Genomic DNA, 18044 nt, shown 5'->3' with positions numbered 1-18044 from the left:
ACCCGCCGCCGAGGAAGAACCCGCCGCCGAGGAAGAACCCGCCGCCGAGGAAGAACCCGCCGCCGAGGAAGAACCCGAAGCAGAGGAAGAACCCGCCGCCGAGGAGTCTCCCACAGCGGAAGAACCCGCCGCCGAGGAGTCTCCCACAGCGGAAGAACCCGCCGCCAATGCGGAGTCAGCCCCAGAACCGAGTAGCGAGGCGAGGGTGGTGGCGATCGGAAACTCCCAATTTATCAGCGATGGCTTATTTCAACTGCAGTTAAATGGAGATGTTTTCCTCAACTCCGTGTCTTGGTTGAGCCAACAAAACGAAGAAACCCTTTCCATTCGTCCGAAAGAAGCCACCAACCGCCGGATTAATATCACCGAAGAACAAGCCAGACTGCTCAGTTGGTTGTCTGTGGTAATTTTGCCCTTAGTGGGGTTGTTATCCGCCGCCGGTTTGTGGTGGCAACGGCGTTAAGAACGGTGTGGAATTTTGTCGAGTAAAAGTTGCTTGAATTTCCAGCCGTTTTCCCACTCCGTCGGGGCGCAAGTTAATGCGCCCCTCATCCCACTCAAAAATTTAACGATTACAACTAACCAAACTGTTTATCTCAACCACCCGGAACGACGAAACCCATGAAATTGCAGCGTTCGACTTTAGTGTTGATGGTACTTGCCGCTAGTCTAGTAGGGGCGATTTATTTCTATGAAGCTTCTGTAGTTCCCTCTCAGGAAGCCGCTCAGGAACAAGAGCAGCAACTCTTCGCTTTTGAAGAGGACGCCGTGCAGACGTTTATGGTCAAAAATCGAGAACAAACGTTGCGCTTCGATCGCTTGACTCGCGAACAACCGGAACCGGGACAACCCACTTGGATGCTCGAAATCATCGAGGGGAAATTGCCGGCGGAGACGGGGGAAAGTGAGGAGACGGGGGAGAAGGGTTCCACCATGCGAACGATGTATCCGGCGAATGAAGCCTATGTGTCGTTTTTATTAAATGAATTAGCCAAAGGAAAAAGCGATCGCCAAATTACCGCCACCGCGCAACAAATCCAAGATTATGGGTTAGAAAACCCCAGGGCCAGAGTGGAAGTCACCCTGCAAAACGGTCAAACGCATCGGCTGCTTTTGGGAGGTCGGGATTTCACCGGCAGCAATTTATACGCCCAAGCGGATCCGCCGGATGGAGAACCCACCACTTCTCGACCGGTGTTGTTGGTGTCTCCGAATTTAGAGAATGCGGTCGATCGCCCGATTGAAGAATGGATTCAACCCCCGGAAGAGGCGGTTGAGGGCGAAAGCACTGAGGGTGAAAGCACTGAGGGTGAAAGTGCGCCGGAAACCTTGCCCGAACCCCCCGCCGACCCTTCCCCGGAGAATCCCGAGGCGGATTCCGAAGCACCTTCGCCAGAACCTTCGCCGACCAATTAATGTTAAATTTGCTTGGCAAACGGGACAATTTTGCGGTGGGTATGGCCTACAAATCGGCGGTGGGTTGGCCCACCCTACGGCTATAATTGTGGTAGGTCGTTGCTTATCCTTCACCACTGGAAATGCGCGATCGCAAAATTTGGTGCTGAATCCCTTTCACCCACAACCAGCCGAAAAAGCAACCGATAAAATAATAGGGAAAATCCGACCAAAAAAAGGTTGTCCCCAACACCAAACGACCCACTAATGTGGCGCGAATGGCTTGTAAAAAAGGCGGATGCCACAGTTGCAGAAATTCCAACATGCAGGTGACAGCACACACGCCCACGGAAGTCCACAGCGCCGATGCTTGCGGCCAAATCAAAATCACCAACAAAATCCAAAAAATTTCGTAAGGAATTCCCCCAAAGGAATTATTGAGCCAATCTTGCCCCCAGCCGCGATAAAATTTGGTAAATAAGCCAAACGGAACGATAATCAAAATGCTAATTAGCAGGGCAAGGCGATAGTAAAAAAAGCGATGATTCGGCGATAAAATAGAAAACATGGTAATTGTAGATGGGGAGTTGATAAGCTAGAGAGTAGGGATTTTATGCGAATTGCGGCTCCCCCAGTCCATTGTGGAAAATCGGGAAAACCGCAGTCCAAAACTATTTTATCCCATTTTTCTAAAGCCTCGAGGGAGACCCACCACCTGTAGGGAGATGGCATGCGGTGGGACTCCCTTTCATCGGCATCATTATGTTAGAAAAATGGCACGATCTGCAAATAAGTCATACCATTTTTCGATAACGATGTTAGAGTTGGTGCCCCCCAGTTCCCTCAAAGACGCGATAAATCGCGTCTCTACAAGAGGGGGGTCGTAAGCATCTCTAACAGTATTTTTGAAAAATGGTATAAGCTGGGCCGTGACCCAGCTTACAGATTCACTAGCTATTGGCTAGTGACACACCACACTCCGCCTTAATGCGGCGAACATTAGAAGCGATACCCCGCACCGACTTGGAAACTTAATGCCGCGTCATCGCTGTTTTCGTAAGCATCGAAACCGACTTTAGCATCGCCAAACAGAACGATATTTTGTCGCAGCGCCGCCTCCACCCCGGTTGTAACCACAAAAGCATCTTGGTTCCCGAGGGCGGTGGATTCACCCTTCTCGGTAATCAAAGAATAACCGCCACCGAGATAGACATTGGCGTTATTCGTAACCGGCACATCCAGGGAGAGCATGGGGACTAAAGCGGCGGCGTCATTATTGATAAAAGCCGCACCGCGTAGAGACACCGGGGAATTGCGGAACTGATAGCGCCCTTGGAAATTGCCGCCGACTGTTCCATCGTCGTCCCCGTTGTTTGCGTTTCCGGCGACCCCTGCGCCGAGATAGTGCCCGGACATGCCTTGTTTGCCGGTGAGTTGTTGCAAACCTTCTGCATTGGCGCTACCGCCAGAGAGGATGGGAGTCAGCATCAACGCAGACAAAGTACAAAGAGTTGCCGCAGATTTGAGAATGGATTTCATAGTTGTAGGTTGGAGAATTGATTTCACTCTTGCTGTGATATTTCGACTGTATTGGAGAAAGGCGATCGCGAGGTGGGGGGATGTGTAACTATCTCAAGTGACTGTGGTGGGGAACCGCGATCGCGCTCCATTCTCGCGGATATATACGCGGGTTTATAGGTGAAACGCCTTGTCTGAGTCACAATTGCCACACCGGATAGCAGTAGCGATCGCACTGACACTCCACAAACTGGCTTTTTCGCCGGGAACCCGCCGTCAATTTTCTCGTTCTATTCGCAATTCTTTTGCACTCTTAACTCGTTCCCCCCTGGGGGTAACGCCCCTCCCGCAAATACCTGCACAATCATTTCCATCCCCACGGAGGAATTCTTGCACTCATCCCATCGATTTTCCAGGGGGTAAACCCACTCAAACCGACCCATCAATTAACGGATAAAGCTTGGAACCGGAAAAATGATTTCCCGCCACTTTATCCTTAATTTTCTGCTGGGTAATGTAGCCCAATTCGTAACAATATCCTGGCAAGACATCCAACTTTTGACGCACCTTGCGATAGGCTCTGCGCCGGGTGGCTTCGGTAGGTTTGCCAATCAACCAATTCACATGAGCGTGCTGATTGAGGTCTTTCCAGAGTTTGCGGATGTCTTTAATCAGTTTTTGCGCTTTTTTCGGATCCTCCGCATCCCACGCCATGCTAGTGGCGTATTCATCTACGGCATATTTCTGCGCTTTGTCGAGCAAGTAGGTAATCGCCCCGGAGAGGGTTTTGAGTTCGGATTTAATCGAACTTTCGATTTGACTGTCGGAGCGACTGATATATTTACTAAAGCCGAGGAATTTTTCAAACTCGCTCAGATGCGATTCAATCGCGGATACGGAGCGATAAACCGCCTCGAGGGCTTGTTCGATTTCGCCAGAAATTTCTTGTTCTTGTTCCGGTAAAAACAGGGTGCCTTGGTGGGCGCGATAGGCGACTTCTTCCACCACGGGATAATCGCAGATCCCGGTTTGGCGATATAAGTAAATAAAACTGCCAATCAGTCGTTCTTGATACCGTTGTTCTTTGGTGGGATTCGGACGGTGACGATTCAAGTTTTGCTGTCGGAGATTTTCCAGCCATTCGCGAATGGCGGCTTCTACTTCCGGATTATGAGAGATTTGGGTATTTTTGCCGCGCGCATGACCCACGGCGATGAAGCAAGCACTCAAACTGGTGATAACGGAGAGTAAAAAGAAGAACAGGGAAAAGCCCAAACGAGAGAAATCTAGAGCCAACAAATTGCCGAAGAAGTTATTGTAAGCGAGGCGGACTTCTTCCACGCCGGAGGTGATTTCTCCGTATTCGTTAAAATACTGACTGTAAACCAGGGGTAATTGTCGGTTGAGAAAGATTAAGTCGTTACCGATTTGGTTGCGAATTTTCAGTTTTTCGTGCCATTCATCGCGCACGGCGAAGGTTTCTTGTCGCAGGCGATCGGCTTTTTGGCACAAGGGTAGATTTTCTGTGGGAACGCGATTCCAATTGCGATCGCGTTCGGCGAGATAGCCGTGGGTTTCGACATAAAGGGAATCCCAACGCGGATCGGAGCGATCGAGGGTTTCGAGTTCTTCGCGGTTGGCTTCACACTGAGCCAGGGTTTTTTCGTAAGCTTCCGTATTGGGTTGAACTGCTTTAACTTTGCGATCGTGTTCTTCGATTAATTCGGTGGCGAGTTTGTAACTGAGGGCGGGGCGGTTATTAATCAGTTCCGCACCAATTCCAGCCACGAACGACTGCAGCAAGCTCATGGAAATAAAGCCGGCAAATCCGACGCGAGACCAGAATTTTTTACCGGGTTTGCGATTGGCGGTGGCGGTTCCGGATTGGTTGGTCCAGTTGAGAACGATTAAATTGAGAATGAAGCTGGCGATCGGGGCCACCCAAATGTTACCAATCCCCTTGAAGGCGAAGAAAAGCAGGGGCATATTGGTAATGGCGTTGAGTAAGGTGGCACCGGAGATTAAATCGGCGGTAATTTCCGAGTCGGTTCGCAGGTCTCTCGGCGCAAATGCTTTGCCATTAAAATGAGTGGGGTTTGCCATGACAAACCCTAACAAAAATAAAATCAGCGGTTTGGGGCTGAGGGAATAAAATAAGTTCCAAAACCATCCTTGGCGTTTTGCCCGTTTGACTAAGCTTTGATATTCTGGATTGTTTTCCAGCCACTCGATGAGCAACAAATCGTCGCTTAAGGGAGCTGGCGGGTGATGCGATCCGTTTAACGGTTCGAGATTGTTATAGGGCAATAAATCGTATTCTTCGCTTTTCATTGGCTACAAAGAGTAGTTGTACCGAGAAAGGTTTCACGAAACCCTGATTTCAAAATTTACCTTGCCAGCAAAGCCCCTGGATCCGCAGCAGTGGGATCCGGTGAAGCCGATCGCCAAAGGAGTGCGATCGCGCGCTTCCTAAGCAGCCACGCGCAAGGGACTTTGCTTGTAATCCTCGCGAAATCGCATCCCACGGCTCAGCTAGGAGCCAGACCCCACCGGGGAGGAACGACCTACAATTCTTGTCATGGTATCAGAGTTTCTCGCCAATGAAACCGCTATGCGCTCTTTGGGGATTTCTGTCAGGGAAAAATCCGGGCGCTAATTCCACAGCGGGGGGTGGGGGAAGTGCAGTGGCGATCGCCGCATAGCTGTTTCCCAGGGAGAATTTGCGCCCAATAATTGTCATCCCCCTAAGGGGACAATTGGCATTTTTTAGGGTGGATCTGCACTACCTGTTATGTCTGGCGGTTAACTGGAGGGTCAAAATAATCCGCACAGTTGCGCTGACTTTTAGTTATAAGGTGGGCAGTGCCCACCCTACGATTACTCGAGGGTCAAAATAATCCGCACAGTTGCGCTGACTTTTAGTTATAAGGTGGGCAGTGCCCACCCTACGATTACTGCTCGATCGAGGTTTTTTCAATCCACTGCAAAATCGCTTGATTGATAAATTCCGGTTGTTCGTCATAGGCGACATGACTCCCTTGGGGAATCACCTTCAGTTCCACATCGGGATTTAATTCAGTCACACGTTTGGCACCGGAAAATGGCACGATGTTGTCTTTATCTCCCCACAATAATAATGTAGGTTTGTCTAAACTCATCAACAACTCTTTGACATTGGGGCTATATTCCGGATCGTTGCGGGTGAGCGCCAGACGATAAAACACCTCTAACACGCCGCGATCGCGCGTGGGAGCAGCAAATAATTCCACTAATTCTTCATCCACCAATTCATCGCGATGATAAATCTGCTTCAAAACAAACCGCAATAACTTCGGTTGACGCACGATTTGAAAAAGCGGCCACAAAAGAAACGGAGAAGAGAAAAAACGCTCGATCGCTCTTGCCCAAGCGGGGGGCTGTCGGGTTTGCGCTTCTGGCAAAGTCAGCAGCGCCAATCCTTTGGCCATTTCCGGATACTTTGTCACTGCAGTTAAAGCAATTAACGACCCCAAAGAATGGCCGACAATCACCGCCGGTTCGCCAACGAAACTGCGCCAAAAATCATGCACTAAATCCGCCCACAATGACACGCGATAGTGTTCCGGGGCTTTTTCCGAGGCACCAAACCCCAAAAAGTCGAGGGCGTAAATGGTATGATGTTGGCTAATCGGCATTAAATTCCCGCGCCACTGTCCGAGAGCTGAGCCAAATCCATGCAGAAAAATTAACGGGAGTCCGTTCGGTTTTCCTTGGGGCGATCGCAGGTAAGTGTAGCGGATTTGATACCCTCTCCACACCCAATCTCGCTGACGACCCAGTTTATTCTCAATCGGTTTAGCAACAGATGGGGTTATCATTGATGGTTTTAATCGGTAATATGGCTGAAATTATCTGTAAGGTGGGCAATGCCCACCCTACGCTTGTTTCGTGGTGCAAAAAAACGAGAACAGCTATAACTAAAACAGCAATAATTTACATTTTACTGACTCGGGGTGCGATCGGTGCCGTTTAACCCTCTGCAATGTCCCACAGGAGAGAAGTCCCATGTCTATCCATCGCCAACAGGCAAGCGATTATCTCGAAAAACTACTACAGCAGTACAGTCTCGAAGAACTGAAGGCAAAACTGGAGCAAAATCCCAGTCCTCCCGCGCCGAAACTGCCGAGGGGCGCGCATCTGACGCCAAAACTGGTGGAAAAACGCTATCGAGCGATCGCGGCAGCGCCAGAAATCCGCGACGCCCTGCTAGACGAGCAAACCGAAGCGAATTTAGAGTGCTATCAGCGCAATATCGAAAACTTTATCGGGACGGTAAAAATGCCGGTGGGTCTCGCCGGTCCGTTGCGGGTGAATGGGATTTTTGCCCAAGGAGATTATTATATCCCCCTGGCGACCACCGAAGCGGCGTTGGTGGCGTCTTATAACCGAGGGGCGAATTTAATTGCAGAGGCGGGCGGTTGTGCGGCGATCGTGCTGAATGAAGGAGTCAGTCGCGCCCCCGGATTTGCCTTCCAAACCCTTTCGGAAGCGGGGCAGTTCGTGGTGTGGACCCTCTCGCAACAGGAGCAATTCAAGCGCTGCGCCGAATCCACCACTCGCCACGGCAAGTTAATCGATATTCGCATCAGCGTGGAAGGCAATCACGTTTATCTGGATTTCGAGTTTACCACCGGGGATGCGGCAGGTCAAAATATGGTGACGATCGCCACCCAAGCCATTTGCAACTACATCCAAGAACATTCCCCCATTCAGCCGCAATATGCCTTTGTGGAAGCGAATTTATCCGGTGACAAAAAAGCCAGCGCCCGCTCTTTCCTGCTAGTGCGCGGCAAAAAAGTCAGCGCGGAAGCGATTATTCCGGCTGAATTGGTGGTCAAACGCCTGCACGCCACTCCCACAGAAATGGTGAATTATTGGCGGATGTCGGCATTGGGAGGCACCATGAGCGGCACCATTGGGGTGCAAGGACATTATGCCAACGGACTGGCGGCGCTTTATATCGCTTGCGGACAAGATGTGGCTTGCGTTTCGGAGTCGGCGGTGGGGGTGACGCGGTTTGAACTCACCCCGGAAGGGGCACTCTATGCGGCGGTGACTTTGCCGAATTTAATTGTGGGAACCGTCGGCGGGGGCACCGGTTTGCCCAGTCAGCAGGCTTGTTTGGAGATTCTCGGACTCAAAGGGCCGGGGAAAGCAAAGGCGTTTGCAGAAGTTTGTGCCGGTTTGGCCCTGGCGGGGGAACTGTCGATTATCGGTGCCTTATGTTCGGGGGATTTCGCCCGCGCTCATCAACGTTTGGCAAGGGGAAAGAAATAGAGAATTGAAAAAAGCGATTGTCGGGTGCGTCACCCCCGCCACCCCATCGGTGGATTGTCAGCAAAATCATTTTTTGGGGTGACGCACCCGACGGGGGGACTGCCGGATTTTGGGGGATTAATATGAGTTAATATTCATCGATTTTGGGGGGAAAAAAGATGATAAAAAAATGGTGGATTTATCAAAAAGAACGGTTTCCGGTGGTGGCGAATGGGGTGTTGATTGCGGCGTTTAGTTTGTCGGCGGTTGCCCATTCGATGTTGTTGCGTTCTGGAGGAGAAATTGCCAATTTTGCCACTGGGGGGGCGGTGGCATTTGTCAGTGGGTTTTTGTTTTTTTTGCAGTTGAGAATTTTTGATGAATTTAAGGATTATGAGGACGATCGCCAATATCGGCCCTATCGTCCGGTTCCGCGCGGGTTGGTGAGCTTGCGGGAGTTAGCGATCGCCGGGGTAATTGCCGCCGGAATCCAGTTGGCATTCGCCCTGGGGTTGTCGCCGAGGTTGGTGCTGCTGTTGCTGCTGGTTTGGGGCTATATGGGATTGATGGGGAGGGAGTTTTTTGTCCCGGAGTGGCTGAAAAAGCACCCGATCGCCTATTTAATCAGTCACATGGCGATTATGCCGGCGATCGCCTTTTACTGCATGGCGTGCGATTGGGGAGCGATCGCCACCACACCGCCTGCGGGTTTCACCTGGTTTTTGCTGGTCAGTTTTTTTAACGGCATCATTATCGAAATTGGCCGCAAAATTCGCTCCCCCGACGACGAAGAAACCGGGGTAGAAACCTACAGTGTTTTGTGGGGAAGGCGCAAGGCGGTATTCCTGTGGTTGACGGTATGTGGCGTCACGGCAATTTGCGCCTTGCGCGGGGCGGCGGAAATTGAATTTATGCTGCCGGTGCTGATTTTACTCGTCGGATTGCTCGTCACTGCGGCGCTGGTGAGTCGCGGTTTTTTAGCCCATCCTTACCCCAAAGCGGGTAAGCGAATCGAAATTCTCGCCGGGATTTGGACATTGCTGATGTATTTGAGCCTGGGGGCGATTCCCCTCGGGGTACGGTATTTTTTCCCGTGAGTGTGGTGGTTTCTGGGCGGGAAAAACCCCCCACCGAGGCACTGCTGTAACAAACTGTTATGGAAGGAGTGCAGATAAAGCGGTATAGTTGAGGCGATCGCTCGTGACGAAGATTAAGGACTCGTCGTCTTGCCAAACACATCGTCTGTCAACTCCGAATCCACCTCAACTCGAATCCTCGCGATTACCAACGGGAAAGGCGGTGTGGGAAAAACCACCACCGCTGTGAATCTGGCGGCTACGTTTTCCCAAACACAGCGCATCCTGCTGGTGGATACAGATCCCCAAGGATCCGCCACCTGGTGGGCGGAACGGGGCAAAAAAGGTTTTGCCTTCGATATCGCCCAAGAAAGCGATCCCACCCTGTTGGGGGAATTGCGCCAAATTGAAGGGTACGATTTAATCGTGGTGGATACGCCTCCCGCCCTGAATTCTGAAGGATTGGCGGCGGTGGTGGCGGGTGCGGATTATCTGCTACTCCCGACCCCTCCCGCGCCGATGGATTTGGCGGCGCTGATCGATACGGTCCGCCAAGCGGTGATGCCAATGGATGTGGCCCACCGCGTCTTGCTAACGCGGGTGGATTCTCGGGCGCTGGGAGAAGCTCTGGAGGCGCAAAACACGCTGATCGAACTGGGAATCCCCACTTGTCATGCATTCGTGCGGAGTTTTAAGGCCCACGAACGCGCTGCCCTCGATGGGGTGGCGATCGCCGGGTGGCGCGGCAGAAATGCAAAAGAAGCGGCGGCAGATTATCGCCGGGTAGCAGATGAATTACAGCGTGATTGGAGAAACTGATGGCTAGAAAAAAAATTTCCGATTTAATCCGCAATGAGGCACAAAAACTCCCGGATTCTGAGGGACAATCTGCCCCCAATTCTCCCCCGGATGCGGTGACGCCCGAGGCGTCAGAAGCCGAAAAACAGGGTTCTACCGATGCCGCACCCGCTCCCTCTCATGCTCTCTCGCAATTAGAAAATACCGTCCAGGAATTAAGAACGGCGTTGCAAGAAGCCCGGGAACAAGAAGGCTCTCAAAATCAACAAGTCGCCGATGTAGAATCGCAATTGCAAGAGCTACAAACTCAATTGCAGCAGGTAGAATCCCAATTAAATGCCGCCGTTAAACTCAATAGCGAATTAGACCAAGAAAAGGCTAATTTACAAACTCAATTGCAGCAGGTAGAATCCCAATTAAATAGTGCCGTTCAACGCAATACGGAGTTAGAATCGGCTAAGGAAAATTTAGAAACCCAACTCGAGCAGCTTGAGGAAAAGTTAAAACAAGCCCATCACGATAATGACGAGCTATTGCAAGGAAAAGGCAATCTCGAATCGGAATTGGAGGAGCAAAAGCAATTAAATCAGCAGCTTCAAGAGGACGTGAAGCAAGTGGGCGAGCTAAAGGCGCAGTTAGAAGACGCCAAACAATCCGCCCTGAATTTGGCAGAGGAAAATGAAGCGCTGACGGAACGAGTTAAGGGGTTAAAAGAAGAGCGGGAGAAAGGAACCGTTATGCATAGTTTAGTGGTGAAGAAAACTCGTCCGACTTCGGAAAGTCAGGTATTGCCCGACCCGTTACAGCCAAATGATATGAGTTGGATCGATTAATCCCCCTCGAATTGGCAAGAAAAGGGAAAATTTGGGATCGGGTTTGCAGATCAAATGGGGGCGATTAAAATCGCGCCTTTGCAAGGCAATCGTGCGCCTACGCGGACTGATTCTTTTTAACACGATTGGTCCGCAGGCGATATTAAACGGTTGCGTTTGGCGAGTGGGAAATGGCATCGATCGCTTCGACTACTTGTTCGATCGCGGAAGCTTGTTCTTGGGTGGCGAGGGAAATCTGGCGGGTATTTATGGTCACAGAAGCGATCGCCTCGCGCATTTCGCTCAGGTTGGTGGCAGTTTTCCGAGTGGTGTCTTCGGTGGAATGGACGGTTTGCGTGCCATTTTTGGTGGCGATCGCGGCCACCTCTAGGGTATCTTGAATGGTACCGAGCAAGCGATCGATTTTCTCCGCCGATTGGCGCGAGCGATCGGCGAGTTTGCGAATTTCTGCCGCGACTACGGAAAATCCCCGCCCTTTTTCTCCCGCCCGCGCCGCTTCTACTGCAGCATTGAGGGCTAGCATGTTGGTTTGAGTGGCCAAATTTCCCACTAAGGTGGCGATCGTGCTAATTTCTCGGGTACTCTCGCCCAAGCGTTCCATCTGCTCGGCGATCGCTTCTACGGTGTGTTTCAGGGTGAGGGTGTCGTCGCGCGATCGCTCTACGGAACGGGTGCCTTCCTCTACCCTAGATAGCGCCCGATCCACGCTACCACTCGCCGCCGCACAAGCATTGGCGACCTGTTGGGCGGAGGCTTTTAATTCATCCATGCCCGCCAAGGCTTCTTTCAGTAAGACATTTTGTCGTTTTTCGACATCTAAGGCGGCGGTTTGTGCCGCGAGCAAGTCGGTTTTTTCCTGAATTTGTTGCTCTAATTCATCGGTTTGCACGATCGCTTTTCCGGCGAGGGGACGGAGCAATAAAACCAACCCCCCGGTGCCCAAGGTGGTGAGAAGGGCGATCGCGATCGTAATGCGGAAAATTTGCCGATTCACTGGCGCATACAGTTCCTCGCGATCCATCTTCACCAACACTCCCCAATTGGGAATGTCCAATGGCTCGAAAGCGAGGGTTTCTTGATGGTCAATTCTCTCATTTCCCCGCAGCAATCCGCTTTCTCCCAAGGCGGCTTGTTCGAGGGATATTTTCTCGGTCGTCGATAGGCGGGTGCTATTATCCCGTAAGGGAAAAAACATCTGCAATTCGTCATTTTCTATGCTGCCGAGAATGGTTTCCCCGGTTTGTCCCAACCCGGTGTAATCTTGTACAATGCTCTCTAAACTCTCCACTTTAAATAACACGATATCGGTTCCCACGCGCTCTGATTGCCCGTTGAGAATCGGTGCGCCAACTATCAGATAAGATTCCCCCTCCAGTTCGATGGGAGACCGAATCAGGGCATTTTCCGAGGTCAAAGGGGGTAGCAGCCAAAATTCTGGCGGGATAGCCATTCCCACGCGAACCGCTTTTTTGCCTTCGCGATCGAGTCGCGTGATTCCCACCACTTCTGGCGATTGGTTCAGGGCATCGGTTAAAATATTTTGGCTCACCCGGACGAATTCTTCGGTGGGGATGTCGCCTTGGTTGTAGGCTTCCAATTGTTGGCGGGCTTTGGTGCGACTGGCAATTTGCAAGGCAATACTTTTCGCGCGCGAAACCGATTCTTCGATGGCCATTCCTCGAGTGCGCGCGGCAAAGAGCAAACTTCTTTCTTCGGCTTGTTTGAGTTGGTCGTACAGGGGCAAAATACTCGCGATCGCCACACTCACCCCAATCGCGAGCATTCCCAAAGCAGAATAAATAACCAAGGATTTCTGTAACGTCTTGGCATTGTTTAAATTGGTTTGGTTGGCGTTAGTCATGTTTTCCCCTTTTTGGTGACTTTGGTTGGGCGGTTTTTCTCCAGGTTCTCATTCATACTTTAGCAGTTGGTCGCGGTAAGCAGTTGGGGGGATGTCCCAAGCAACTCTTTTCTATTTTATACAAAACCTGTAGGGTGGGCAATGCCCACCTGAGATTTCCTTTTTTTCCCATAATATTCACCGACTTTCGCCTGCGTTAAAATTGTGGCAGATTCCCACTGAGAAAAAAAGGAAAAGCCAATGGGTAACATTATTGAGGCGACGGAGACTCGGCATCCCCAGTTAGGCGGAAAAGCGGGGGCATTGGCGGCGTTGCAAGATGCTGGAGTGCTGATTCCTCCCTGGTTTGTGGTATCTCCGCAGGCATTTTCCCCCAAGGCAGATTTATTGGCGAGGGGGGGAATTTTGCAGTATCGGGCGGAGGACCTGATGGAGGATGCTGTGAGAGAAGACATCGAACGGGCGATCGCGCAACTGTGCCCGCATGGGGAACTGGTGGCGGTGCGATCGTCGGCGATCGAGGAAGATAGTGCGGAACATTCCTTCGCGGGACAGTTGGAAAGTTTTCTGTTTGTGCCACCGGCAGAAGTGCCGCAAAAGGTGGTAGAGGTGTGGAAATCCGGGTTTAGCGATCGCGTATTGGCTTATTGTCGGGAACGCAATTTGGGCGCGCCGCAAGCGCCTGCGGTACTGGTTCAGCGGATGGTGAATCCGGAGGTGGCGGGGGTTGCGTTTGGGGCGGATCCGGTGTCGGGGCGACGCGGGGTAGCCATTGTGAGTGCGGTATATGGACTGGGGACTGCTTTGGTTTCCGGAGAGTGCGATGCGGACACCTACGAAGTCGATCGCCGGGGAAACATTCTCAAACGGGCGATCGCCCGCAAAACCACCGCCCACCACTCTGGAGAAAATGGCGCAGGGGTGGTGGCGACCCCAGTTGCCGAGGATCGGGCCAATCAATCCGCCTTGGGGGACGATCGCATAGGCGCGGTGGCGAAACTGGTGCGACAACTGGGGCAACACTTCCACCGCCCGCAAGATATCGAATGGGCGATCGCCGACGATAAACTATACTTGCTGCAATCGCGACCCATCACCTCCCTCACAACTCTACCCGACCCCGACGGGGCGCTGAATCTCTGGGATAACAGCAACATTGCCGAAAGCTACGGCGGCGTCACCACTCCGCTCACTTTTTCCTTCGCCCGTCGTGCCTACGAAGAAGTCTACAAACAGTTTTGCAAGCTGATGGGCGTCCCCCGGGAAACCATTGCCCAAAATCGCGTCACCTTTAGCCGGATGCTGGGTTTGATTCGCGGGCGAGTGTATTACAATCTCTTAAGCTGGTATCGGGTTCTCGCCACCTTGCCCGGATTTACCGTCAATCGCCGATTTATGGAACAAATGATGGGGGTAAAAGAACCCCTCTCGGAAGAGATTCTCGCACAAATTCAACCCCCTTCTTCCCCAAATCGCCTGCAAGATGCCCTCCGACTCAGCGGCACAATTGTCGGTTTGTTCGTTAATTATTTCCGATTGCCCGCCAATATCAAACGCTTTTATCTCCGACTCGATCGCGCCTTGAATACCCCCTTACCTGCCCCGCCTAAATCCCTGCGCGCTGATGAATTAGCCGCCTATTATCGCGATTTAGAACACCAATTGCTCACCCGCTGGGACGCCCCCTTGGTTAATGATTTTTTCGCCATGATTTTCTATGGCGTCTTGCGAAAACTGACCGAAAACTGGTGCGGCGATGGGGAAGGAACTCTGCAAAATGATTTAATTAGTGGCGAAGGGGGCATGATTAGCGCCGAACCCGCCAAACGGGTTAAAGAAATGGCAGAAATTGCCCGGGAAAATTCTCCCCTGCCGGCGCTGTTGTGTGAGGGGTCTTTAGGCGAAATTCTCCGAGGAATAAAACAGTGGCCGCAGTTTCGAGAAAAATATGAAGAATACTTGGCTAAATTCGGCGATCGCTGCATGGACGAACTGAAATTAGAAAGTTCTACCCTCCACGATGACCCCTTGCCTTTATTGCGGGCAGTCGGTCATTTGTCGCGGTCCGCTGCAAAACATCAACCGCCCCCAACGGATGCCCCGCTTTCCCCGCGCTGCGCCGCAGAAGCAAAAGTAAAAGAAGCATTACACTCCCATAAATTGCGGCAAATCCTGTTTGCTTGGGTGCTGAAAAATGCCCGCAATCGGGTGCGCGATCGCGAAAATCTTCGCTTTGAACGCACCCGCTTATTCGGACGAGTTCGCCGCATTTTTCTGGAAATCGGCAAGCGCTTTTATGCAGAAGAATTGCTCGCCGAAACCCGGGATATTTTCTACCTGGAAGTCAACGAAATTCTCGGATATATCGAGGGAACCTCTACCACCACCAATTTAAAAGGATTAGTTGCCTTGCGTCAGCAGGAATTTGCCACTTACCAGGACTCACCCCCACCGGGCGATCGCTTTGAAACGCGCGGCATCGTTTATCTGGGAAATCCCTTTTCTGCGCCATTACCCAACCTAACCCTAAATGGCGAAACTTTGCCGCAAAAAACCGGCGATTCGCACCAAGGATTGGGATGTTGTCCCGGTATTGTCCGAGGCAAAGTGCAAGTGGTTTCCAATCCAAAAAATGCAGTGCTAGAATCCGGTTCGATTTTAGTTGCAGAACGTACAGATCCGGGGTGGATTATGTTATTCCCCGCAGCTTCGGGGTTGCTGGTGGAACGCGGCAGTTTGTTATCTCATTCGGCAATTGTTGCCCGAGAAATGGGCATTCCGGCGATTGTTTCCCTTGCCGGCGTCACCCAATGGTTAACGGATGGCGATTGGGTAGAAATGGATGGAAGCAGCGGAATCGTGCGGAAAATTCCGCCTGAATTATAATTCCCAAAAACTCGTTTTCAGAATTACCCTGTTATCCAAACAAATAGCCCGCGCAGGCGGGCTTTGTTCGCATTTATATCGACTCTTGTCGGGTGCGAAAATTATTCTAAAATAAGCACACCGAATCTGGTGTAATGGGACAGGTAGTTTCGGCGATCGGGTTTTTTCTCAGGTCGAGTTTGGCGAGATTGGTTAAAGAAGCGAGGGGAGTAATATCGCGAATTTCATTGTTGCTAAGATTCAGTTCGGTTAAGCGGTTCAAGAAGGCGATCGCGCTGATATCGGAAATCTGATTTACGCTGAGAAATAGGGTATCGAGCTGATTCAAAGAAGACAGGGGGCTAACATCTGAAATCTCATTGCCAGTCAGAAACAACTTATCGAGATTCGTGAGAGAAGACAGGGGTCTGAGGTCGGCAATTTGATTGCTGCTGAGGAAGAGTTCTTTTAGGTTAGTTAAGGAGGAAAGCGGACTCAAATCCGAGATTTGATTGAAATCCAGGGAGAGGCGCGTTACATTGTTGAGGGAAGACAAGGGAGTAAGGTTGGCAATTTGATTGCGTCCCAGAAAAAGAGTGTCGAGATTGGTTAAAAATTGCAGGGGAGTGATGTCGGAGATTTGGTTATCGTAGAGGTCTAGGGTGGTGAGGTTTTCCAGAGAGAGTAAGGGTTGGATATCGCGAATTTGATTGCTGCTGAGATAGAGATATTGCAGGTTAGTCAAACCGGCGAGGGGACTGATATCGGAAACTTGATTGCGACTCAGGTAAATGAGTTGTAAATTGGTGAGGGAAGCGAGGGGTCTGAGGTCGGAAATTTGGCGGTTGCTGAAGGGGAGAATGCTGCGCCGGGAAAGGGCGTCTTGGGCGCGATCGCAATCGGTGGTTCCCGCTTCTTCTAATAAAGCGTCGATGGTTCGTTGGGTTTCTGGGGCGAGACGCAGGCGGTTGGTACACCATTCGCCAAAGGTGCGAAAATTTTCCACCTGTTTGGATTCGCCCGCAGAGATTGGCAAAGCGTATCCGACTAAGGTTAACATTAATCCCAGGGAAACTGCTACACCGCGCTGGCGCTTGGGCGAGGGTTTTTCCCCATGATTGGTTTTCGGGGTGTAGAATCGAGAGAAAAGCGTTTGCCACATGGCAAGTATCTCCTAAATTACATTGGTTGCGAGGACTAACCTATTAATACAGATGTGCTTATGAATGCTGAAGTTGCCGATCGCGCGGATTTTTCTACCATTCGTTATGCCCAATGTTGGGAAGACGCGGATATTTTATTGCCCGCATTGGATATCCAACCGGGAGAAACTTGTTTGGCGATCGCCTCGGCGGGGGATAACGCCTTGGCGATGCTGAGTCAGTCTCCCGCAAAAGTTATCGCCCTCGATTTAAGTGTTTCTCAACTCGCTTGTTTGGAATTGCGCGTCGCCGCCTATCGCGAACTCACCCATCCAGAATTGTTAACCTTTATCGGAAGTCAAAATCCTGGCAAAAAAGGCAGCAAGGAGGCACAAGAAATCTCCGCCTGTCGCGCGCAATTTTATCGCCGCTGTCGTCCGCATTTATCCCCAAAAGTGCAGCAATTTTGGGACAGTCATCCCCAGGAAATTGCCAGCGGAATTGGTACGGCAGGAAAATTCGAGCGCTATTTTGCCCTATTTCGCGATCGCCTGTTGCCTTGGGTTCACCGAAGCGATCGCATTGACGAACTTTTGGCGGGGGGTTGCTTAGAAACCCGGCAAGTTTTCTATCGAGAAAAATGGAATACTTGGCGCTGGCAACTGTTATTTCGCGTGTTTTTTTCGCGTTTCGTCATGGGGCGTCTGGGAAGGGATCCGAGCTTTTTCCAATATGTAGAAGGCACAGTGGCCGATCGCATTTTAAACCAAACCGCCTACGCCCTCACGGAACTGAATCCGGCAGAAAATCCCTATTTACAATGGATACTAAAAGGCTATCATACCACCGCCTTACCTTACGCCCTGCGCCCGGAAAATTTTGCCGCAATTCGCGACAACCTGCATCGCTTAGAATGGCATTGTTGTTCGGTAGAAACCTTTTTAGACCGCATGGGAGAATCGGCCATTGATGCTTACAATCTGAGCGATATTTTTGAATATATGTCCCCGGATAATTATCATCAGTTATTATCCCGGTTGATAAAATCCGGGCGGTCTGGGGCGCGGTTGGTGTATTGGAATATGCTAGTCCCGCGTCAGCGTCCGGAATTTCTCAGCGATCGCCTGCGATCGCTGGATAACTTCGCCCGGGAATTGCACCGAAAAGATAAAGCATTTTTCTACAGTAATTTTATCGTGGAAGAAATTGTTTAAGGGATCCCCGGATCTCAAGGCGACCCCCTCGCCTTATTGCATGTCCC

Annotated in this window: 15 protein-coding genes and 1 pseudogene; 9 read left to right on the top strand and 7 right to left on the bottom strand. The window is 51.1% G+C overall.

The window, feature by feature from the left end:
* Positions 1–463, top strand: a pseudogene (locus tag AC0QH1_RS20255) (ABC transporter); the annotation flags it as partial.
* Positions 464–621: 158 nt separating this feature from the next.
* On the top strand, positions 622–1416 hold the full coding sequence (locus tag AC0QH1_RS20250; protein ID WP_324633112.1) for a DUF4340 domain-containing protein: 795 nt from the start codon (positions 622–624) through the stop codon (positions 1414–1416).
* Between the two features lie 103 nt (positions 1417–1519).
* On the opposite strand, the gene AC0QH1_RS20245 is transcribed toward AC0QH1_RS20250, so the two are convergent.
* The 3 genes from AC0QH1_RS20245 to AC0QH1_RS20235 all read right to left on the bottom strand — a co-directional run bounded on the left by AC0QH1_RS20245 (position 1520) and on the right by AC0QH1_RS20235 (position 5244).
* Positions 1520–1963 (bottom strand): ribosomal maturation YjgA family protein, encoded by a 444-nt coding sequence (locus tag AC0QH1_RS20245; RefSeq protein WP_324633111.1) that lies wholly within the window; start codon positions 1961–1963, stop codon positions 1520–1522.
* Positions 1964–2394: 431 nt separating this feature from the next.
* On the bottom strand, positions 2395–2934 hold the full coding sequence (locus AC0QH1_RS20240; RefSeq protein WP_324633110.1) for a hypothetical protein: 540 nt from the start codon (positions 2932–2934) through the stop codon (positions 2395–2397).
* Between the two features lie 408 nt (positions 2935–3342).
* Entirely contained in the window at positions 3343–5244 is a 1902-nt protein-coding gene (locus AC0QH1_RS20235; RefSeq protein WP_324633109.1) for a hypothetical protein, read from the bottom strand.
* Between the two features lie 16 nt (positions 5245–5260).
* Between AC0QH1_RS20235 and AC0QH1_RS20230 the strand changes: the two genes are divergently transcribed.
* The gene (locus tag AC0QH1_RS20230) at positions 5261–5386 is read left to right on the top strand and encodes a hypothetical protein (protein ID WP_324633108.1); all 126 of its coding nucleotides are present in this window, start codon (positions 5261–5263) and stop codon (positions 5384–5386) included.
* A gap of 111 nt (positions 5387–5497) precedes the next feature.
* Here AC0QH1_RS20230 and AC0QH1_RS20225 read toward each other — a convergent pair whose 3' ends face one another.
* Together AC0QH1_RS20225 and AC0QH1_RS20220 are read right to left on the bottom strand one after the other, a co-directional pair.
* Entirely contained in the window at positions 5498–5653 is a 156-nt protein-coding gene (locus tag AC0QH1_RS20225) for a hypothetical protein (protein WP_324633107.1), read from the bottom strand.
* A gap of 211 nt (positions 5654–5864) precedes the next feature.
* The gene (locus AC0QH1_RS20220) at positions 5865–6770 is read right to left on the bottom strand and encodes an alpha/beta fold hydrolase (RefSeq protein ID WP_324633106.1); all 906 of its coding nucleotides are present in this window, start codon (positions 6768–6770) and stop codon (positions 5865–5867) included.
* A gap of 187 nt (positions 6771–6957) precedes the next feature.
* Between AC0QH1_RS20220 and AC0QH1_RS20215 the strand changes: the two genes are divergently transcribed.
* The 4 genes from AC0QH1_RS20215 to AC0QH1_RS20200 all read left to right on the top strand — a co-directional run bounded on the left by AC0QH1_RS20215 (position 6958) and on the right by AC0QH1_RS20200 (position 10915).
* Entirely contained in the window at positions 6958–8229 is a 1272-nt protein-coding gene (locus AC0QH1_RS20215) for a hydroxymethylglutaryl-CoA reductase (RefSeq protein WP_324633105.1), read from the top strand.
* Between the two features lie 158 nt (positions 8230–8387).
* Positions 8388–9305: a UbiA family prenyltransferase gene (locus AC0QH1_RS20210; RefSeq protein ID WP_324633104.1), complete on the top strand. Its 918-nt coding sequence runs from the start codon at positions 8388–8390 to the stop codon at positions 9303–9305.
* 129 nt (positions 9306–9434) lie between these two features.
* The gene (locus tag AC0QH1_RS20205) at positions 9435–10103 is read left to right on the top strand and encodes a ParA family protein (RefSeq protein WP_324633103.1); all 669 of its coding nucleotides are present in this window, start codon (positions 9435–9437) and stop codon (positions 10101–10103) included.
* Positions 10103–10915: a hypothetical protein gene (locus AC0QH1_RS20200; RefSeq protein WP_324633102.1), complete on the top strand. Its 813-nt coding sequence runs from the start codon at positions 10103–10105 to the stop codon at positions 10913–10915. Before AC0QH1_RS20205 ends, AC0QH1_RS20200 begins: the two co-directional genes overlap by 1 nt.
* Positions 10916–11057: 142 nt before the next feature.
* Here the strand turns inward: AC0QH1_RS20200 and AC0QH1_RS20195 are convergent, their stop codons facing one another.
* Positions 11058–12776, bottom strand: coding sequence for a methyl-accepting chemotaxis protein (locus tag AC0QH1_RS20195; RefSeq protein ID WP_324633101.1), 1719 nt, complete (start codon positions 12774–12776; stop codon positions 11058–11060).
* A 240-nt stretch (positions 12777–13016) separates the two neighbouring features.
* Between AC0QH1_RS20195 and AC0QH1_RS20190 the strand changes: the two genes are divergently transcribed.
* Entirely contained in the window at positions 13017–15662 is a 2646-nt protein-coding gene (locus tag AC0QH1_RS20190; RefSeq protein WP_324633099.1) for a PEP/pyruvate-binding domain-containing protein, read from the top strand.
* Between the two features lie 106 nt (positions 15663–15768).
* Here AC0QH1_RS20190 and AC0QH1_RS20185 read toward each other — a convergent pair whose 3' ends face one another.
* On the bottom strand, positions 15769–16803 hold the full coding sequence (locus AC0QH1_RS20185) for a leucine-rich repeat domain-containing protein (RefSeq protein WP_324633098.1): 1035 nt from the start codon (positions 16801–16803) through the stop codon (positions 15769–15771).
* Positions 16804–16863: 60 nt separating this feature from the next.
* Here AC0QH1_RS20185 and AC0QH1_RS20180 point away from each other — a divergent pair, with 60 nt between their 5' ends.
* A complete protein-coding gene (locus AC0QH1_RS20180) occupies positions 16864–17997 on the top strand; it encodes a BtaA family protein (protein ID WP_324633097.1) in 1134 nt (377 codons plus the stop codon).
* Positions 17998–18044: the final 47 nt, after the last annotated feature.

The sequence above is a fragment of the Phormidium sp. CCY1219 genome (assembly GCF_055795085.1).
This window is presented reverse-complemented; position numbering and strand designations above follow the sequence as displayed.